The sequence below is a fragment of the Nostoc sp. genome, assembly GCF_036917655.1.
Classification (GTDB): domain Bacteria; phylum Cyanobacteriota; class Cyanobacteriia; order Cyanobacteriales; family Nostocaceae; genus Nostoc.
Genome location: NZ_JBALCY010000070.1, coordinates 1 through 19,890, shown reverse-complemented (window position 1 = coordinate 19,890; position 19,890 = coordinate 1). Strand labels below are relative to the sequence as shown.

At 41.7% G+C, this 19,890-nt stretch carries 14 protein-coding genes and 2 pseudogenes; 9 read left to right on the top strand and 7 right to left on the bottom strand.

Annotation, left to right across the window (positions count from 1 at the left end; translation table 11 throughout):
* The first annotated feature begins 576 nt into the window (after positions 1-576).
* The 4 genes and pseudogenes from V7K30_RS24505 (at position 577) to V7K30_RS24490 (ending at position 8,094) form a co-directional block, all read left to right on the top strand.
* Positions 577-2,046, top strand: a complete 1,470-nt coding sequence (locus tag V7K30_RS24505; protein WP_335003748.1) for a hypothetical protein — start codon at positions 577-579, stop codon at positions 2,044-2,046.
* Between the two features lie 22 nt (positions 2,047-2,068).
* The gene (locus tag V7K30_RS24500; RefSeq protein ID WP_335003746.1) at positions 2,069-6,808 is read left to right on the top strand and encodes a response regulator; all 4,740 of its coding nucleotides are present in this window, start codon (positions 2,069-2,071) and stop codon (positions 6,806-6,808) included.
* Positions 6,809-6,923: 115 nt separating this feature from the next.
* Positions 6,924-7,793 (top strand): annotated as a pseudogene (locus tag V7K30_RS24495) (response regulator); the annotation flags it as partial.
* A 157-nt stretch (positions 7,794-7,950) separates the two neighbouring features.
* Entirely contained in the window at positions 7,951-8,094 is a 144-nt protein-coding gene (locus V7K30_RS24490) for a hypothetical protein (RefSeq protein ID WP_335003742.1), read from the top strand.
* Positions 8,095-8,231: 137 nt separating this feature from the next.
* On the opposite strand, the gene V7K30_RS24485 is transcribed toward V7K30_RS24490, so the two are convergent.
* Complete coding sequence (locus V7K30_RS24485; protein ID WP_335003740.1) at positions 8,232-8,648, bottom strand: ATP-binding protein; 417 nt, start codon at positions 8,646-8,648, stop codon at positions 8,232-8,234.
* A 150-nt stretch (positions 8,649-8,798) separates the two neighbouring features.
* Between V7K30_RS24485 and V7K30_RS24480 the strand changes: the two genes are divergently transcribed.
* A complete protein-coding gene (locus tag V7K30_RS24480; RefSeq protein WP_335003738.1) occupies positions 8,799-9,989 on the top strand; it encodes a SpoIIE family protein phosphatase in 1,191 nt (396 codons plus the stop codon).
* A gap of 43 nt (positions 9,990-10,032) precedes the next feature.
* Here the strand turns inward: V7K30_RS24480 and V7K30_RS24475 are convergent, their stop codons facing one another.
* From V7K30_RS24475 to V7K30_RS24450, 6 genes and pseudogenes are all read right to left on the bottom strand, one after another.
* Positions 10,033-10,359 carry an STAS domain-containing protein gene (locus tag V7K30_RS24475; RefSeq protein WP_335003737.1) on the bottom strand — a complete coding sequence of 109 codons (327 nt, stop codon included), beginning with the start codon at positions 10,357-10,359 and terminating at the stop codon, positions 10,033-10,035.
* A 108-nt stretch (positions 10,360-10,467) separates the two neighbouring features.
* Positions 10,468-11,178, bottom strand: a complete 711-nt coding sequence (locus V7K30_RS24470) for a PIG-L deacetylase family protein (protein ID WP_335003735.1) — start codon at positions 11,176-11,178, stop codon at positions 10,468-10,470.
* A 96-nt stretch (positions 11,179-11,274) separates the two neighbouring features.
* Positions 11,275-13,257 carry a glycosyltransferase gene (locus V7K30_RS24465; protein ID WP_335003733.1) on the bottom strand — a complete coding sequence of 661 codons (1,983 nt, stop codon included), beginning with the start codon at positions 13,255-13,257 and terminating at the stop codon, positions 11,275-11,277.
* A gap of 167 nt (positions 13,258-13,424) precedes the next feature.
* A pseudogene (locus tag V7K30_RS24460) lies at positions 13,425-14,027 on the bottom strand (DUF3131 domain-containing protein).
* A complete protein-coding gene (locus tag V7K30_RS24455) occupies positions 13,963-14,256 on the bottom strand; it encodes a hypothetical protein (protein ID WP_335003731.1) in 294 nt (97 codons plus the stop codon). Before V7K30_RS24455 ends, V7K30_RS24460 begins: the two are co-directional and overlap by 65 nt.
* Positions 14,257-14,444: 188 nt before the next feature.
* Positions 14,445-17,252: a DUF3131 domain-containing protein gene (locus tag V7K30_RS24450; RefSeq protein ID WP_335003729.1), complete on the bottom strand. Its 2,808-nt coding sequence runs from the start codon at positions 17,250-17,252 to the stop codon at positions 14,445-14,447.
* A gap of 578 nt (positions 17,253-17,830) precedes the next feature.
* Here V7K30_RS24450 and V7K30_RS24445 point away from each other — a divergent pair.
* The 4 genes from V7K30_RS24445 to V7K30_RS24430 all read left to right on the top strand — a co-directional run bounded on the left by V7K30_RS24445 (position 17,831) and on the right by V7K30_RS24430 (position 19,630).
* A complete protein-coding gene (locus tag V7K30_RS24445) occupies positions 17,831-18,100 on the top strand; it encodes a hypothetical protein (protein WP_335003727.1) in 270 nt (89 codons plus the stop codon).
* Positions 18,101-18,323: 223 nt separating this feature from the next.
* On the top strand, positions 18,324-18,551 hold the full coding sequence (locus V7K30_RS24440) for a hypothetical protein (protein ID WP_196528949.1): 228 nt from the start codon (positions 18,324-18,326) through the stop codon (positions 18,549-18,551).
* The gene (locus V7K30_RS24435) at positions 18,551-18,979 is read left to right on the top strand and encodes a PIN domain-containing protein (protein WP_335003723.1); all 429 of its coding nucleotides are present in this window, start codon (positions 18,551-18,553) and stop codon (positions 18,977-18,979) included. Before V7K30_RS24440 ends, V7K30_RS24435 begins: the two co-directional genes overlap by 1 nt.
* 108 nt (positions 18,980-19,087) lie before the next feature.
* Positions 19,088-19,630 carry a Uma2 family endonuclease gene (locus V7K30_RS24430; protein WP_335003721.1) on the top strand — a complete coding sequence of 181 codons (543 nt, stop codon included), beginning with the start codon at positions 19,088-19,090 and terminating at the stop codon, positions 19,628-19,630.
* Positions 19,631-19,890: the final 260 nt, after the last annotated feature.

Below are 19,890 nucleotides of genomic sequence, written 5' to 3'. Positions count from 1 at the left end.
GTGCGTGATAGCCGAGAGTCATATTTTTCGTAACAAATAATATTGAAATATGCGCCTAACACACCCTACAAGAATTTTATTTTTACTTTATAAATAGCCTCTAATCCTCTGAGAATTTGGCGACAACCGACTGTAGAGGTGGATTTAATTTTACGTACTCCCTATAATCCCTTTTTTGTCACTCTGAGGAAAGAAAAATATTATGGTTATCTGAGACTCAGAGAGCATCAAGAATTGAGCGATCGCATTCCTATTTTGTCATTTAAATTTCCTTGTTGCGAAAAGACGTAAAAATAGGGATTTGAGATTATTCTCTGCCGAAAGTAACAGAAGAGGGATAACTCCTGATTTTATCAAACTCGCCGTCATACCCCTTCCTCAACGAAGTAGGCAGGGGATTAATGACTGCTCAATACTTGTGTTTAGCTAATCATCCCTCTGTTCAGTAACACTTTTTTCCTTTCCCATGTCTTAACAAGCATCTATTGTGGGCATCATAATCCCAAGCCGAATACATCAGTTAGCAGCCAAACTCTTTGGCAGCAAGTTTTTCATCTACAACTATAGTATCGACCGATGGCAGATAGTTTTAGACGTTATCTCTTTATTTCTCGATCTAGTTTTGTTTTGGGATGCCTACAGATTCAATTGGGAGTAATCTGTAGCGGAGGTATTTGGACATTATCAGAAGCTCAGTTACAAGCTGCCCAAGCAGACCAGACCTGGAAATCACCTTCAGGATTGACCGAGCGAGTCACCAAAGTAAATCCTGAGTTAGCAGAGCAATACTCAAAACTTAGAACTTATAGAGATGTCAGAGCAGGAGCTTGGGCCGATAGCGCAACCTCAACTCTTGGAGAGGCTGCGCCAACGAGTCCGCGTACCTTTACTCAAAAGCCAGCTAGCAAGAGCGATCGCACCAGAGTATCTGGCTTGTCTGCGACACGCTACGTGAATGCCAAGGAAGAGGGCGAATTGAATTTCGGTCATTTACAATTTTCGATGCCGCTCCCCTATCGATTAGAGCCAACACCTATTTTGATGGCAGCACCCGAAAACTTCAATCCTGATCTGCGATTACCGCCAGTGTTACCCGAACCACCGCAAAATTCTAGCCCACCAACAACTTCCAGCGAACCAGGAACGCCGGATGCAGTTTTGGAAAGTATTGATACGGACTATCGCTATGACACAGACAACTTTGGCCAAACCAATTTTTTCCTCGAACCAACGGTTCAGTTTCGATTGAGTAATGGCAATAAAATATTTTTCAAGACAGGTTTTAACTTCTTTGAGCAACGCGGTGTTGAATCAATTACGAATTTTCCTTTCCAAGTTGGATGGCAAGGAAAAATTGGGCAAGTGACTCTGCAAACAGCAGCCGGAGTCGATGTATTCAATCGTTTACCTACAGCTATCAATCTCAATGCTAAGGTGGAGGCTCCCATTTCGCCGCCGCAAGTTTCGCCATCAGGTCAATTACTATCGGCAGTAGTACTATCAGGTAATTTAGAACAAGGGCCTTATAAATCCAATGCCCGAACTTTAGACAATCAAATTACTGCTTGGCGATTTGGGCCTGATTTATATTGGCAGATTGACCGTGACACCAGCTTGTCTTCGTCATTGCGTTTGGGTAGTTACAACGATGGTAATTCCGAGGTGCAGTCCTTTAGTCGGTTAGAGCGCAAGTTCGGACAATTTTCTCTGGGAGCTAACTTATTCACTTGGAGTTACGATCGCGATTTAGAACGCACAAGTGGCTATTTTTCTCCACCAGATTTTCTAGTTTACAACGGTGAGGTGGCTTGGGAGGGAGATATTGCTAATTTCTTACGCTGTCGCCTCGCTGCCAACTTAGGACGGCAGCGACTTAAAGGAGAATTTGACAACGCCAATACCTATCAAACGCGCTGTACGGTAAAGGTTTCACCGAATATAGAACTAGACCTCGGCTATAGCTTTAGTAATATCCGAAATCAAGAAACCGCGGGAAGTGCCTACAGTGGTAATTCCTTGATAGGACAGTTGCGGGTCAAATTTTAGGAGTCACTGATAAGGCTGAAGAATGAAAGCACCATTACCTGATAACGAAACACAGCGAATCGAATCTCTTTTGCAGTATAAAATCCTCGATACTCCTTCGGAAACTGCCTTTGACGACCTCACCCGTTTAGCCTCATATATTTGTGGCACTCCTATTGCCTTAATCAGTTTAATTGATAGCGATCGCCAGTGGTTCAAGTCAAAAGTTGGTTTGGATGCCCTAGAAACACCGCGAGATATAGCATTCTGCGCTCATGCTATTATGCAACCGGAAGTTTTTGTTGTGCCTGATGTAACAGAAGACGAAAGGTTTGCTACAAACCCGCTAGTCACCTCTGAGCCGAATGTTCGGTTTTATGCTGGTGTACCCCTGACGAACCCTGAAGGATATGCGCTCGGAACCCTTTGTGTAATTGACCATGTACCAAGAAATCTCTCTCCAGCACAAGTTGAAGCATTGCGAATTCTAGCTCGCCAGGTAATCAAGCAACTAGAAATGCGGCGCAACTTAGCAAATTTGGTATTGGCAAGTGACACACGCAAACAGACACAAAAGGGACGCAAACAATTTTTTAAAAGGGTAGCCGGAGGATTTGGGTTAGCATCGGCAATTTTAGTTTTGATTGGCGTGATTTCTTATCAAAACACACGCATATTGATTGATACTAATAATCAGGTACAAAAAACTCAAGAGAAAATCAATAAACTGGAAGAATTACTGTCCGAGATGAAGGATGCTGAAACTGGACAACGCGGTTATATCCTGACTGGACAAGAAAGTTATCTGGAACCTTATCAAGCAGTAGTTGGAAACATCGATCAAAAAATTGTAGAACTGAAGGATTTAATCGCAGATCAACCTAGCCAACAAAAGCAGTTTGCAACCCTTGAACCTCTAATAGCTGCAAAACTTGCCATACTCAAGCAAACTATATACCTGCGTCAAAATCAGGGATTCGAGGCGGCGTTGCAGGTAATCCAGACAAATCAGGGAAAATATCTCATGGATGATATCCGCAAGGTCGTCTATGAGATAGAGAATAAGGATAGAAGGTTGCTTCAACAGGAGTCACAAGCTGCAAAAGCCAGTGCTAACAACACGGTTTTGACAATTGCGATCGCAATTTTTCTAAGTTTTCTCATTCTGGCTATAGTCTACTACTTCATTTCTCGTGAGGTAAAAGAGCGGAAATTAACAGAGGAAACACTGAACCAAGAACGCAACTTTATCTCAGCAGTCCTTGATACAACCAGCGCTTTGGTAATAGTTCTTGACCCTAAAGGACAAATAATTCGTTTCAATCAAGCTTGTGAACAAACCACTGGTTACTCATTTGATGAGGTGAAAGGAAGGCATTTCTGGAACCTGTTTCTACTTCCTGAACAGATAGAGCAAGTTAAAGCAGTTTTTGAGCAGTTGCGATCTGGTGAAGGGCCCAAAGAGTACGAAAACTATTGGGTAACTAAGGATGGCAGTCGCCGGCTCATTGCCTGGACTAACACTACCTTGCGAGACTATGAGGGCTATGTTGAATACATTGTTGCCACAGGTATTGACATCAGCGATGTCTACGAGGAGCTTCGCTTACGCAAACGAACTGAACAGCATCTCAAAGCAGAGTATGCGACAACCCGCGTCTTAGCAGAGTCAACAACAATCAACGAAGCCATGCCTCAAATCCTGCAAGGAATCTGCGAAAGTTTGGGATGGGATTTAAGTGAATTTTGGATGCTAGATCAACGAGCAAATCTACTGTCCTTGCTAAATGCATGGTATAAAATATCCTCAGAGATGCAACAATTTGACATCCTAAGTCGGCAGATCACGTTTGCACCAGGAATTGGGCTGCCTGGTCGTGTCTGGGCTAGTGTTGAACCTGTTTGGATCGATGATGTCGTTAAAGATCAGAATTTCATCCGCTCTCAAATCGCTGCCCAAGCAGAACTGCACGGAGCTTTCGGTTTTGCGATCCGTAGTGGTAAAAAAATCCTCGGTGTGATTACCTGCTTTAGCCATGAGATTCAGCAACCTGACCCAGATTTGGCAAAAGTCATGAATTCTATTGGTGAGCAAGTAGGGCAGTTTATTGAGCGTAAGCAGGCAGAAGAAGAACTCCAACGCCAAAACTTGCGATCGCAACTATTTACTGAAATCACCCTCAAGATTCGTCAGTCTTTGCAAATCGAAGAAATTCTCCAAATCACTGTTACGGAAGTCCAAAAAATTCTCCATAGCGATCGAGTTTTGATTTATCAACCTTTGGCAGATGGAGCTGGAACCACCGTGGTTGAGGCAGTAGTTTCTGGCTGGCTGGCAATCAAAGATAAAAAGCTCACCGATGCTTACTTTCAAGCAGAATACATCCAGCAGTACTATCTACAACAGTACCGTCAAGGACGGAATCTGGGGCTTGCTGAATTGGATATAGTTGAAGCCCAAAAAAGCCACATAGAATTACTGCAACAATTTGGAGTCAAGTCCAATTTGGTCATACCTCTTCTTGTCAAAGAAGAACTCTGCGGTTTATTGATTGTTCATCAGTGTGGCAGTTCCCGCCACTGGTCTATTTTTGAAACTCATCTTTTACGGCAAATAGCTGACCAAGTAGGTATTGCCTTAGCCCAAGCCCAAATGTTAAACGCAGAAACTCAACAGCGACGAGAACTCGAAATTGCCCGTCACCAAGCTGAATTAGCTTCTCAAACCAAAAGTGCCTTTTTGGCGAACATGAGCCATGAAATTCGGACTCCGATGAATGCTGTGTTGGGGATGACAGGCTTAATGTTAGAAACTCCCCTCAATTCGGAGCAACGGGATTTTATCGAAACAATTCGCATTAGTGGAGACGCTCTCTTAACCCTCATCAACGAAATTTTGGATCTGTCCAAACTTGAGGCTGGGGAAATGGCACTAGAAACTCTAGATTTTGACTTATCTACCTGTGTAGAAGAGGTGTTGGATTTATTGGCTCCCCCAGCCCATAATAAGAGATTAGAAATTGCAGCGTTAATTTATCCCAACGTCCCTACCCAGCTTCAAGGCGATGCTGGCCGCCTGCGGCAAATTCTTATGAACCTGATCAGCAATGCGATCAAGTTCACCAGCAATGGAGAGGTAGTACTACGAGCAGAATTGCGATCGCAAAGCTCTACTACAGCCACAATCTATTTTGCCATCACAGATACCGGTCTTGGCATTACCTCTGAAGACCAAGGCAAACTCTTTACGCCATTTACCCAAGTAGATGCTTCCACTACCCGCAAATATGGCGGCACAGGTTTAGGATTAGCCATCTGCAAGCAACTGGTGAGCTTGATGGCAGGAGAAATTGGCGTAGAAAGTCGGTTGGGGAAAGGGTCTAAGTTTTGGTTTGAAATAACTCTCGCCAAGCAACTTTACCCTATTTCCTCAGAAGACAATAGCGAACTTTTGCTCAATCGGCGCTTGTTAGTGGTGGATGATAATGCTACTAATCGCAAAATCATCCACCATCAAACTACCCGTTGGGGGATGCAGGTGGATCAGGCTGCTTCGGCTACTACTGCCCTCAAAGCTATTCAGGAAGCCGCCAAGCAAAAAAATCTCTATGACATAGCTGTGGTTGATATGCAGATGCCAGAAATGGATGGGATGACCTTGGGAGAGCAAATTAAGGCAAATTCAGCGATCGCTGCGCTACCTTTGATTATGCTTACCTCTACTAATCAACGAGATGAAATCCAACGAGCGCTAAAAATTGGATTTGCGGCTTATTTGGTCAAACCTGTTAAGCCGTCCCGACTCCTCGATACCATCATGACTATCTTAGGAACGCAGCTGGAAAAAGAAGAAACAGGAGTCAGAAGTCAGAATTCAGAAGTCAGAATTCAAAAGTCAGAATTCAAAAGTCAGGAGTTAAAACTAAAAAATTACGAAAACAACAGCAACTATCATTCTTCTGGCTCCTCCAAACTTAGAATTCTCTTAGCTGAAGATAATCTGGTGAATCAAAAAGTTGCCTTAAAGCAACTCCAAAGCCTGGGCTATAGCGCTGATGTCGCTGGTAATGGGAAAGAAGTTTTGCAATTATTGGAAAAAATTCCCTACGATTTAATTCTCATGGATTGTCAAATGCCAGTTCTCGACGGCTTAGAAACCACAAAAGAAATTCATCGTTGCCAAGAAAGCAGCTTTGTCAATGGTCGTCGTCCTGTAGTAATTGCAATGACAGCTAATGCCATGAAAGAAGACCAACAAATGTGTTTAGATGCCGGAATGGATGACTATTTGAGCAAGCCAGTAATGAAAGAAAAATTGGCACAGGCGCTAGAGCTTTGGGGAAGTGTGATATTCAGGGCAAAAGAAATAGCTGCCACAGAGCAGAGAGTTTCTCCAACAGATGCAGGTTCAGTTAATCTCCCAATTGATTGGGAACGTTTGCATCAACTTTCGGAAAATGACTCAGAATTTGAATTGGAACTACTGCAAATATTTGTTGAGGATATTCAACCTCGTCTAGAGGTAATGAGAATAGCGATCGCTGCTCATGACTTTGAGCAACTAGCGCGAGAAGCCCATCAAATTAAAGGTGCTAGTGCCAATGTTGGAGCTACAACTATGCATCTGGCAGCAGAAAAACTAGAACAACTAGCTCACAATCAAGAGCGTCGAGGTACTACTAACATAATCTCAGAGTTAGAAGAGTTTCTTAAACGTATCCAAGAGTTTTTAAAATGTAAAGATAGTAACGTCAAAATCTTAAAAATTAATAATATTTATTAATAAATTAACAATGACGATTTTCTCTGAGTAAGCATGAAAAATACTTATTTTCCATTTTTAGTTACTCATTTCCTATTTTCAAGATAGAACTTGTGAACAATTGGGAATAATAACTTTGAACTCCTCCATTACTCGACAGTATGGCGGTACTGGGTTAGGTCTTGCTATCTGCAAGCAACTGTGTGAGTTAATGGGTGGCAGAATTTGGGTTGAAAGTGAGCTTAGTGCAGGAAGTACATTTTACTTTCCGATTGCCGCTTCTGTTATTCCAGAGGAGCCAGAAGTCAGGAGTCAGGAGTTATTCTTGTTGTCCCCCCATGAGAGCATCCCTGTGTCTTCTTCCCCGTCACCTGACTTCCATAAATTAAGAATTCTTCTAACTGAGGATAATCTGGTGAATCAGAAAGTTGCCTTAAAGCAACTCCAAAGCCTGGGCTACAGTGCTGATGTCGCTGGTAATGGGAAAGAAGCATTGCAGTTATTGGAAAAAATTCCTTACGATTTGATTCTGATGGATTGCCAAATGCCTGTTCTCGACGGTTTGGAAACCACAAAAGAAATTCATCGTTGGCAAGAAAGCAGCTTTGTCAGTGGTCGTCGTCCTGTGGTAATTGCAATGACAGCTAATGCCATGAAAGAAGACAAACAAATGTGTCTAGATGCCGGAATGGATGACTATCTGAGCAAGCCGGTGATGAAAGAAAATTTGGCGGCGACGCTAGAGCATTGGGCAAGTGTGATATTCAAGGCAAAAGAAACAGCTGCCACAGAGCAGACAGTTTCTACAATAGATGTAGGTTCAGTTGACCTCCCAATTGATTGGGAACGTTTGCATCAACTTTCGGAAAATGACCCAGAATTTGAATTGGAACTACTACAAATATTTGTTGAGGATATTCAACCTCGTCTAGAGGTAATGAGAATAGCGATCGCAGCCCATGACTTTGAGCAACTAGCGCGAGAAATCCATCAAATTAAAGGTGCTATAGGACTCATATTTGATTTTTGAAATACACGTAGGGTGTGTTAGACGAGAGTCCGGCACCGTCCGAAGGCTTTGGTGCGTTAGGACGGAGTTCGTAACCCACCCTACATATACTTAGATTTTTTCAAAAATCAAATCGGATTACTATAGTGCCAATATGGGAATTACAACCATGCATCTGGCAGCAGAACAATTAGAACAACTAGCTTATAAGCAAGAGTGTCGAGGTACCGCTAACTTAATCTTAGAGTTAGAAGAGTTTGTTAAACGCATCCAAGAATTTTTGATTAGGAATCAGTAGTCAGAAGTTAAAAGTTAGGAGTTAAAAGTTGGGAGTTAAAAGTTACAAGTTAGTGTTATTTCTCCCCTACCTCCCTTATCTCCTTATCTCCCTACTTTCCATTCCCTTCTTTACAGTAGCGTCTATCATAGGCATCTTTAATAATATTTACTAATAAATAAACAGTAACGATTATCTACCGCCCGCTCATAACTCAACTTGTCAGCAATGGCGAACATGATTTTTAAACCACGCCCGCGCTTTTGATTATTATCCTCAAATTCAAATGTTTGCTGCAATTGCTGTTCTAAGTCAAAGGGTTCGCCTTGAGACCAGATACGAATTTCTATGTATTCATCTAATCGCACAGCTTCCATCTCAATAGGAGTTTCAATAGGTAAATTTTTGTGGGCATGTTCAACAATGTTAGTAAAGCCTTCTATCATAAGTGTTTGACATTGCCACCAAATTTGTTTATTAGGAATAGGTGGTTGATTCATCTGCTCAAACCAAGATAAAACTTGAGGTGAAGCTGTAAGGTCTGTGTTGACTTTTAGATAAATTTTATGATTCACTTCTTAACTGATAAAATATTTTAAAATCATCATATTCGGTAATTAGTTTATTTAATTTGAGTATTTTTACTATACATTAAAAACTAAATTTCATATAACTTAAATTAAAGCAACTATTTACTGATCGTTTTACCTAGAAAACTGTAATTTATGTTTAAAATTCTGGTTATTGATGATGACCCTACAGTGCGAGCAGTACTGAAAAGTACACTCCAAAAGCAGGGTTATGAGACTACTGTAGCCAGCAATGGCGAAGAAGGAATTATACAAGCACAACTGCTACATCCTGCCCTAATTATCTGTGACTGGATGATGTCCCAGGTAGATGGGCTAGAAGTGTGTCGTCGAATTAGAACAGATCCAGAGTTGGCAACTACTTTTTTTATTCTATTGACGGCTAGGGGAGCAGCTCGAGGAGAGGAGGAAGATAGAGTTAGAGGACTTGACGCTGGAGCAGACGAGTTTATCTCTAAACCAATAGAGATGAATGAATTAAAAGCACGGGTAAGAGCAGGACTAAGATTACACCAGTTAAATCAGGATTTACAAAGTCAAAAGCAAGCTTTAGAGACACTCAATCAGGATTTGCAAACCCAAAAGCAAATTTTGGAAGCAGAATTGTCTGAGGCAGCTGCTTATGTGCGATCGCTTTTACCCTCACCGCTTGTAGGATCAGTAACTACAGAAAATCTGTTTATTCCCTCAGCACAGCTAGGAGGTGATTGCTTCGATCATCATTGGATTGACGAGGATAATTTGGCAATTTATTTGTTGGATGTATCAGGTCATGGGGTGGGTTCAGCCCTCCTATCTGTATCCGTGCTGAATGTTTTGCGATCGCAATCTCTACCAAACACTAACTTTTGTCAACCAAGTGAAGTCTTGAAAGCTCTCAATCACGCCTTCCAAATGACGAAGCACGGTGATAAATACTTCACAATCTGGTATGGAGTTTATCACCGCCTTAAACGTCAACTCATTTATGCCAACGCCGGACATCCACCAGCTTTACTCTTATCTAATACCTCTACGAACAGTATTCAAGTTAAACAGCTAACTTCTTTAGATTTACCAATTGGCTTTTTACCTGATGTCCAATTTGAGGATGCTATTTTTGAGATTGAAGAAAACAGCACTTTATACATCTTTAGTGATGGGGCTTATGAAATTAATCAGCTAGATGGGAAAATTTGGGGGATTGATGCTTTCATTAATTTACTAACCGAATATAGCCTGAAAGATACGTGTAACCTAAATCAACTATTAGCGAAGATTCTCACCTTAAATGCTCAAGATAATCTTGATGATGACTTATCTTTAGTAAAAGTTAACTTTGGTTAGGATAGTCAAATATGCACATTCAAATTTTGTATTGTCTAGTAGCTTACTGTGTTGCCAATACTTGGCGATTGAATTCATCTTGGTCAGCAAAGGTTTTAAAAATTCTATCCATTTTAGTAAGTTCAAACAACATCCTGACTTGATCGTTAATAGAACAGATAAAAAGTTTACCATTAGCATTTCGTACTATTTGCATTGCTGATACTAAAGCACCTAAACCAGAGCTATCAATAAACCTGACTTCTTTCAGATCAAGCAATAAAATATCGGCTCCATTGTCCACAATATTGCTAACTTCACGACGTAGTTCATTACCTCTAATACCATCTAAGATCCCAGATATTTTTAGTATTTTTACACTCAGGCTCATGTTTTCATTGTCCTATTTTTTTGTTGGAAGACTGTATATTTATATTGTGGCATTTACCTAATACAAACCGCAATAGATATAGCAATATTTTTGTGCTTACATATGCAATCAACTGTGTTTGACTACTTGGTGATGATTATTTGCTATGGCAGTAAAGAAGCTAGCATTTACACATTGTCGTGAAATTTCAAAAGCTTCAAAATAACCATCTTTTTGACCTAACTCTCTTGCCCAAAAACGAGATAAAACCAGTATGGCATCGAGTTGCATAAATGCTTTGTTTAACTCTGATTCATAACAATCGATAGCTGCGACTTTTTCCTCAATTACAGAGGTAATATCTACAAAAAAGTTGGGTTCAAAACCACGCAAAAAAACAGGAGGTGCTGAATACCATAAAGATATGTTTTTGCGAGTAGCAACATTAGAAACTGCGATGGCACACACTTCATGATCTCTATGTCCATATTTTTCAGGTTGTGGTGCATGAGTAATAATCAGATCAGGTTGCCAACGCCCAATAGCTTCTTCAGTAACTTTAATCACTGCTTGTGTTGAAAAGTTATACTCCTCAAGTGCATAAAACTCGTAAGTTGCACCAATGATTTTACCCGCTGCATCCGCTTCTTGATGACGTGTACCCTTAACAGGCGAACTGGAAAGACTGCCATCAGTCAAGATTAAGCAACGAACATTCCATCCTGCCTTAGACATCAGACTGAGAGTACCAGCAGCAGGTAGAACTTCATCATCAGCATGAGCATAGATTGTTAAGACAGTTCGCTGACCAAAGTTGTTTAAATCTGAATAAGTGTTCATAGCTATGTTTTATAGATTGGATTTATGAAGAAGTAGTCAGGAGGCAGTAGTTATTTCTTCCTAATCTCCCCTGCCTGCCCTGCTCTCCTTGCTTACCTAGGCCTCTTTTGGAGGCTGCCAAACAGATGCACGGATGATAGCCCACAAAAGTAACAAGTTATAGATAGCCCATGCACCATTCAGTAGGTGAACCAAAGGATTATTTAGATCACCAATTGCAAAGTGGTAAAGGCTCCATAATATTCCTAGAATAGTGAGGACAAAGACAAGTAGCTGGGGCCAAACTAGTTGGAGATACACTCCAGATTGTCGCTGCTTGGGTGTTACTTTGAATTTGAGGTTGCCTCCGAAAAACACACTTAATACGGCTTGAATGAATAAGGGGAATAAGGAGATTGCGTATTGCTCGGCTCGCCAAACTTCTCTAGCTGGAATGCCCCAAGTCGCTGCGATAAAAGTCAAACGGTTGATAATAAAAGCTGGTAAAAAGTGGAGGGCAAAATCAGGGCCGGAGGTTTTAACTGGAACAATGTCCGTGAAAAAATAGACGATTGGGCAAGAAATAAAAACAAGAGTAGCAAAACCAGAAAAATAGCTATACATTGTCTTAAAGTAATGCAACCGTTGCCAAAAACTTAGTCCTGGTTTTGTCAATGGATTTTCTCTTACTAACACTTGGATAGTACCTTGTGCCCAGCGTAGTCGCTGTTTCAGGGTAGATTTTAAGTCATTCGGTGCTAAACCTTCTGCTAAAAGTTCATGATGATAAACAGATTTCCAGCCAGCACCGTGTAGACGCATGGCTGTATTCATATCTTCTGTAATACTGTTACTGGATACACCGCCAATTAATTGAAATTCATCTAAACGTTTTTCATTTTTGGCATACTCATCAGCAAAATATTGCAGTCCAACACTAATCAGTGCCTCACGCCTTAATACTGCATCTGTTCCTGTATAGAAGGCGGCATTCATGCCATCTTTACCCTGTTGGAGTGGGCCATAAAATAAATGTGCTTGATGCCCAAACGGATCGCCTGGAGGAATGTTGTAAAAATCCTGGGGTGTTTGTACAAAAGCAATTTGATTCTGGTCGTATTTCCCTGTTAAAAGATTATAGGTGCAGAAATAAGGCAGAACTCGCTTGAGAAATTGTGGCTTGGGAATATGGTCAGCATCTAGGGTAAGAATAAACTGTCCTGAAGTTTCTCCAGAAAAAATCGCGTAATTGAGATTACCAGCTTTAGCGTGGTGGGGTACACCAACTGGCTTGGGACGAGCAATGTAGCGAAAACGAGCAAGTTCAACTAGTTCCAGTTCTTTCTTGCGAATAGCTTCTTCTAAGGCTTTCCTTTCGGTGGTTAGGCGATCGCTTATACTTTGATGAGCCGGAGGTAGCCAAAGAATAAACTGTCGCAGACTTTGCACAAATTCGGTAGCAAACTGGTTAACCACTGGTTCTGATGATGCTTGCAGCCATTGTTCAGCGGCTTGAGTATTAGGTGTGAGATTTTCCAGTTGCTTCAGGCGCTCCAACAAACAAGAGTGTTCTGCATCAATCCGCTCCGCTTCTCGCTGTAGTTGTGCTGACTGCAAATCCTCAATACACAATCTTTCTGTCATCGCCCGCATATCAGCCGAGTTACCATCATCGAGGACATAAACCTGTAACTTTGTTGGCGGGTAATCCATTGTCAGAGCAGCTTTGACAGTTTCTTCTACAATTTCCGGCGGCTCGTTGTAGCACGTCACAAATACATCCACTGTTGGCCAGTCGGATCTCGGTATAGGTGGGATCATCTGGTCAAGAGACTTAATCTGTCGCACTAAAGGACGCCATAAGCCAATTACAAACATTACACCGCCGAAATAGCTATAAATTTCTGCTATTAACAAAGGAATAGAGATCCAGAGCGCATCAAAATTGATCGAATGGGTGATGCGCCATTGCAAATACCAGATACCAAAAATTAAATTGATTTCTGCTAAATAGCGAAATAATAGCGTTCTTTTTTTGAGTGTTGAGCGGCTGTTGCCGGAAAAGTTTGAGGAATTATCACTAATAGAAACTGAAGTCATGTTAGTACCAGTAATTAATCTAAAAGACTAGTGCTGCGTGGCAAAAATAACTATATAGTCGAAAAAGTGCTGAATTAGGAGTCAGGAGTTGTTAAGAATTCTGTTTATTTCTACTGCTCCCCCTGACTCCTAGCTTCAAGCACCAGTGGATGTCTACCTCTAGCTTGCTAAAGCAGACTTTCTAAAACGATCGCATTCGTATTCACGTCAACTGAAGCATTAACACCGAGTTTGGAATTTTCATATCGTTCTGAAAAATAGCCACGATTTTTATCTGATAAATTTTGAACAAAGTCTCGCAGCATTTTCGTGTAAGGCTCATCTGGCATGAGAGCAAACCAAGAAAATGCCGCTTTCGTACTGACAAACCGCAATTGGGGATAGGCTTTTCTGCTGACGTTAACGGCTTGCCAAGCTTTACCATTGGCGTAGACGCTGTAATACAGAAAGTAAGGAGGACGATCCAACGAATCTTCATTTATAGCAGTTAAAATTCCAGTGCGCTTAAACCGTTGTTGTTGCACTTTTAAAAGATTTTGCACTTGAGGCTTGACAGCATCATTCCAACCCATTTCTAAACCCTAAAGCAAATAAGGATCATTGGTTAGATAGTTAGTAGCTCCAGAGTTTTTTAAATTCCGTTGATCGATTTGCAGAGTAATACCATCAACCTCAACCACCTTAACTGGTGGATTGGAGAGAGCATTAGTAGCTTGAATATTCCACAGCTTTAAACCGTGAGCAGCATATAGAATGGCGCTTACCAACACATTGATCGATTTGACGCAATTGGCTGTCAATTTTACTCTGATTTCCTTGATAATCTGGGGCATACAGTCCCAGTAGTACAGGAGTATTGGAAGCTATTTGGTTGCGAATTTGGTTTAATTTCCGGTTTTCCAGTTGCCTTGAGGCATCAGTAACCGCCATTAAATTTTTATTCGGAAAGATGCTTCCTAGTAAAATTGGCATCATCAGCGCCAGTCGTACCTTGTTCATAGATTTGAAAAAATAAACAGGGATTTTGAATCGAGATGTCTGTTGCTCGTGAAAGCTACTACATCATGTACAAGTATTCCCAAATACAACTGATTAATCACAAACACAGCTTTCTAATTACAGAAAGTCGGTGGGAAAGCCCACCCCTGCAAGGAGTGGGATAAGCTTAAAGTGAGTTGCGTTTCAACTTATTCTGTGACTTTTGTGCCAGTTACTAGTGGAGTATTTTCGCTACCTGAAACCCAGTAACTTCCAGAACTATCAGAAATTAACCGGGTTCGTTGTGTGGGAGTGTTGGGTAGACCTCGCCCAGAATTACCTTTGTTAACTGCTACCCACCAAGGAGAGTTCATCGTGGTAGTCGGACGAATTAGGGGTTGTCGATTCATCCCTTTGTATAGCAAAGATTGCAAAATCATACTGTTGGTGCTGCTGGTGAAACCAACTGCCGTTTTACCCGTGGCTTCATAGAAACCCTCATAAAATCCGGCTAATGGATTGTATAAGTCAGTCGTTCCTTGCAGTAACTCTTGACTATACTTGTTTTCTGGAAGTAAGGCATGATAGGCAAAAGCGACTGCTGTACTTACCACTCGCCCCTTTGGTACAGGTTGCCCGTCATCCCCTAAAGCCACCCAAGACTCACCTTTTCCAGTAATTGTGCTGTGGACAGTGTAAGGTTTACGATCAATCAAGGTGGTGGCTGAGGCTGTGAGGGTGCCGGTGCGACGGTAACGTTCAGCTTGCGCCTGAAAAATTGGTTCAAAGAGCGATCGCATTTGTGGATCTAGTCCAAACTCCAGTGCATAGAGTAAGAAAGGATTGCTAACTGTATATTGGTTAACTTTGGAGTTAGTATCTGTGCGATGGCGTTGAATTGGGATTTTCACTCCCTCTACTAAGGCCGTTTGATATTCACCGCCAATAACAGAACCATCAACATTAAATCCCCATAATTGAAAAGCCCGAGCTGCATATTCCTCATAACCCAAGCGGGTTTCGGGGTTGACGCGAGTAAGCGATCGCCCATCTTGCTCTTTGGTAACGGTAGCACTGGAGAGAATACCTTCACGCACCACCCGCAAGTATGACCAATCCAGCACAATTTTATCGACGGCAGCCGTGTATTCTGGATGACAGGTTTTTAAGTTGTAAAGCGCTGCCAGTATCCTGCCTAAATCTAAAGCTGACCAACCGTTTCCTTCTGGAATTGGATTTCCACCATAATCTACTGGTTGCAGCGATCGCGTATCGTAACCGCGACCAGGTAACTCTCCAGCAAATAACGGTAACTTTGTCAAGGCTGCTAAAAGATGTCGGGTACGCTGGTCAAATTCTTTCGGGGTAATGATATCGAGCGATCGCGCTGCATGAAGTCCTGCCAGATAATCTCCTAATCCCCACAGGGTTGCACCTTTGAAATCACTGCGATCGTCGATCAGCCCACTCTTGGAGTGATAATTTGCTTGAAAGTATCCCCAAGCCGCCTCCGCATAACGCCGTTCAATAACTGACAGTGGTTGATCTAGTTTCAGGTTAGATGATGGCTGAGGACTATCCACTGGTGGAATAGGTGCAACGGCCACTTCTGTAGGTTTAGAAATATTCGCAGGGGTTGCGATCGGAGTCGTAACAGTAGAATTCGGTTGATTTGAGGGTGTTGCAGGAGAAGCGTTTTCACTAGGCTTACCAGTAGACACACTCGCAGAACCAGAAGCAATTAAAGGGTGATTTCCCTTAGCTTTGTAGTATAAAATCTCCAAAATAAGCCCATTAGTATTACCTGTCAAGGCTTTATTGGGTTGTTTTGATTCTTCATAGATACCAGCATAGTAACCACTATCATCAGGACTGCGGAGATCCTTGACTGCATCAAAAACTTTTTGGGCATAGGCATTATCTGGAAAAAGATAGTGCCAGCCAAAAGCAGCTTTGGTGCTGATGCTGCGAAACTGTGGATAAGGCTGGTTGGCATCGGTAATAGTTACCCAGTTTGCACCGTTGGCGTAGACGGTGTTGTAAAGAAAATAAGGTGCTTGGTCAATATTGTCTTCTGTGACCGCAGTCAACTGACCTGTGGTATCGTAACGCCGTTTTTGCACGTCTAAAACCTTGGCAGCAAAATCAGCTAACTCACCTTGCAAGCCAAATTCAATCCCATCAAGGATATAAGACTCACTAACAACGTAATTATTAGCGTTGGTGCTTTTAAAGTCACGGGTATCAACGGGAATTTGCACACCATTAATTTCAACTAACTTAAACGGTTCTAAAGCAATAGCCTTGGGTGCAGAGAAACCCCAAAGTCCATAGCCTCTAGCGCCGTATTCTTCGTAACCGAGTCGTCCTTCTTGCACCAGTAACGTTTTGTTGTCTGGGAGAACAGTAGCGCCAAAAAGTTGCCCATCTTTGAGCGATCGCGCCACTTGCCATTTCGCTACAATTCCTTTGAGCCAATCATTATATTGAGGATGACAGGTACGGATGACATCAAACGCAGCCAGTATTCGCCCAACATCCAAAGCAGACCAACCAAGACCCCGTTCAAGGGGATTGTTGCCATAATCAACCATCTGTGCATTGGCTGCGTTATAGACTTTATTGGGCAAGGTATCTTCAAATAACTTTAAGCTACTGAGAGTTGTTAAAAATTTGTTGAGACGAGCATCAAAGTCTGCTTGGTCAGTAAGATTCAACCAGCGTGCAGCATTCAACGCCATCAGATAGTTACCCATATCCCAGAGTGTACCCGAAGGATAACCCCCAGTAGAATTGGTAAATCCCGTTGCTGGTTGATAATTTTTGACAAAATACTGCCAAGCACCACGAGCATAAGTTTTTTCTTCAGGTGTCAGAGGGGCTGTAATATTGCTACAGCTATTAGAATTTTGGGATAAGACTGGTGTCGGGATGTAAAACAAAAATTGCAGAAATGTTCCAATTAGGAACAATGCAATCCATCTCAACAGCTTTTGTTGAGGGGGTTTGTATATCATAAGGCGAAGAAGAAGTTAGCAGTTAACAACGTCATAGTGCATCTTTACAGTTATATTCATAAATCGAGCTTTATCAATTCAGTCGAGTAGCCTCATTTTATGCAGAAAATTTCTGGATATCAGCGAGGAATATACCGAAAAGACTATACCTACGGACATGTTTGCGTAAATATACGGTATATTCACGCGTATTAGAGACTATTGATAAAGTAAATTTTAAGTAGGGTGTGTTACGGCTTTAGCCTAACGTACCGCTACATAACACTGTGCGTTAAGCGCTCATGTCATATTTTTTGTAACAAATAATCTCAAAATATGCGGTTAACACACCCTACAAGAATTTTATTTTTACTTTATAAATCGCCTATTATCCGAAAAAGGAGAATACACAGAAAATTTCTTGATATTAGCTCAAAAAAAAATATTTATAGGGAAAAATTCGGTATAATAGTCCGATATTGACGATATATAGAAAATTTATTGATATTTGGAAAGTTTCAGTCTAAATAACTAGTTAGCCCCAAAGGAGATTAGCAGCATGACTTTGTTTGTGCGCGTCGAACCGTATTGGAAAAAAAATGAATCGGCTGCTGATTGAGAGCAACGGCATATTCATTGGTGAATACGAGAAATCGCAGCAAGCTGATATTGACAGAAAAATAGAAGAAATAAATGCGGCAGAAACAACGCTTCTGTCAATCTATGAGAAGCATGGAGTGTTTCATGTTCGGTGGGATGGAAAAGCAAGAAAGAAATCCATTCGAGTTAAAGACATTGATCGAGTTAAAGACATTGAGGTTGGTAGTATCCCGAAAGCAGCATGGCGGGCTGCGTCTTGGCAGAAGTAGCAAATGCTTTGTTGAATACATTTTTTATCATTTTTGCGGTTATGAGTTGATACCCACTTTGGACATTGCTCCCGCGATCGCTGATGATTTTTGAGATGGGGTGCGATCGCAAAATAAAGATAAGATCAGCACTTGGGAACTGTAGCAGGGTCAATAAATCTGGTCATAGAGGACGCGATCGCCCATACTAGATGGTAGACACCTTCGACCATAAGAGCCGTCTATGTTGTTACAAGAATTGAAGGAGCAGGTCTTCAAGCTACCACCCAGCGATCGCCTTGCACTGGTGAGCGCCATCATTGAGTCCTTACAAGACACGCCAATTTCTGAGCCTGAGCGCTCTAGTGCGATTAGACGGATGCGAGGCTTGCTAAAAACAGACCAGCCAGCACCGACTGATGAAGAAGTGGCTGCAATATTAGAAGAGCGACGTGTGGACAAGTATCTTTAGTGAGAGTTTTAATTGATACCAATATTGTCCTAGATTTTCTGTTGCAGCGAGAGCTATTTTTCCAAGATGCGGAATTGTTGTTTCAGCAGATTGATTCTGGTCATGTGGTTGGATATGTCACAGCGACAACACTTACAGATATTTTTTATATTTCCCGAAGACACACGCGCAGTATTGAGCAAGCACGGCAAGCAGTTTCAGAAACGTTGACTGTTATGATAATTTGTCCCGTTAATCGAGCCGTCTTGAAATCAGCGTTCGGATCTGGTTTAGCTGATTTTGAAGATGCTGTTCAAATCGCTTGTGCTATTGCTCAAGGTTTAGACGCTATTGTGACACGCGATAGGCAAGGTTTTTTGAGTTCATCCGTACCCGTTTTGTCAATTAATGAGTTGTTACAGCAGTTAGGGGTGCAAGACAGCAAGTAGTTGGTTGTCAGGCAAAGATGGCGATTGTATTTTCAGATTGTCACAAATGCAGTCAAGCAACTTTTAAAATTGAACTAGGTTTATCACAAGAATGTGAGCAGTTCTGCTATGAAGACGTTGGCTAAATGGTCTGTAGACGACTATCATCGCATGGTTGAGGCGGGCATTCTGCGTGGTCGTCATCTGGAATTGTTAGCAGGCGAAATTGTTGAAACGAGTTCAGAAACCCCAATTCATTACACCACAGCAAAACGAGGTGCAAAATATTTAGAAGAGTTGCTTTCAGGTAAAGCTGATGTTCGTTTCAATGGGCCCATTACACTATCCGACTCGGAACCCGAACCTGATATTGCAATTGTTCGACTTCCAGAATCATCCTACAGCGATCGCCATCCTGCTCCTCAAGATATCTTCTGGATTGTGGAAGTTGCCAAGACAAGCTTAAAAAAGGACTTGGATATCAAGGCTGCGATTTATGCAACGGCTGCGATTCAGGAATATTGGGTTCTAGACTTATCTAGCAAACAGATGATTGTGTTAAGGAACCCTCAAGATGGTAAGTACGTTGAAGAACATACTATTGGGGAAGGAATGATTACACCACTAGCATTCGCAGACGTCTCAGTTTCTGTTAAGAGGCTTTTATCATGAGGCGATTACACTAGCCCAATACTGCGGTGAAGCCGACAGTTCACCTTCACCTTAAACATATATGTGATTTTGTTTACCATATTTTCTACCATTCTTGCGGTTATGAGTTGATGCACACCTTAGACCTCTTGCAAAAGTCCCTAACACCCCAACCCCTCTCCTGGGAGGCTATCCATTACCCGGATCTTTCTTAACAAACAGATAAAATACTTAAAATTAAAGCGAAACGGTTGATAGGTATAGTTTTGAGGGGAAGTAGA

Coding starts and splice junctions, on each gene's coding strand:
- V7K30_RS24490 (WP_335003742.1), top strand. CDS start 7,951: ATGGGAATTACAACCATGCATCTGGCAGCAGAACAATTAGAACAACTA.
- V7K30_RS24505 (WP_335003748.1), top strand. CDS start 577: ATGGCAGATAGTTTTAGACGTTATCTCTTTATTTCTCGATCTAGTTTT.
- V7K30_RS24455 (WP_335003731.1), bottom strand. CDS start 14,256: ATGAACAAGGTACGACTGGCGCTGATGATGCCAATTTTACTAGGAAGC.
- V7K30_RS24445 (WP_335003727.1), top strand. CDS start 17,831: ATGAATCGGCTGCTGATTGAGAGCAACGGCATATTCATTGGTGAATAC.
- V7K30_RS24440 (WP_196528949.1), top strand. CDS start 18,324: ATGTTGTTACAAGAATTGAAGGAGCAGGTCTTCAAGCTACCACCCAGC.
- V7K30_RS24475 (WP_335003737.1), bottom strand. CDS start 10,359: ATGAGCCTGAGTGTAAAAATACTAAAAATATCTGGGATCTTAGATGGT.
- V7K30_RS24500 (WP_335003746.1), top strand. CDS start 2,069: ATGAAAGCACCATTACCTGATAACGAAACACAGCGAATCGAATCTCTT.
- V7K30_RS24450 (WP_335003729.1), bottom strand. CDS start 17,252: ATGATATACAAACCCCCTCAACAAAAGCTGTTGAGATGGATTGCATTG.
- V7K30_RS24470 (WP_335003735.1), bottom strand. CDS start 11,178: ATGAACACTTATTCAGATTTAAACAACTTTGGTCAGCGAACTGTCTTA.
- V7K30_RS24465 (WP_335003733.1), bottom strand. CDS start 13,257: ATGACTTCAGTTTCTATTAGTGATAATTCCTCAAACTTTTCCGGCAAC.
- V7K30_RS24480 (WP_335003738.1), top strand. CDS start 8,799: ATGTTTAAAATTCTGGTTATTGATGATGACCCTACAGTGCGAGCAGTA.
- V7K30_RS24430 (WP_335003721.1), top strand. CDS start 19,088: ATGAAGACGTTGGCTAAATGGTCTGTAGACGACTATCATCGCATGGTT.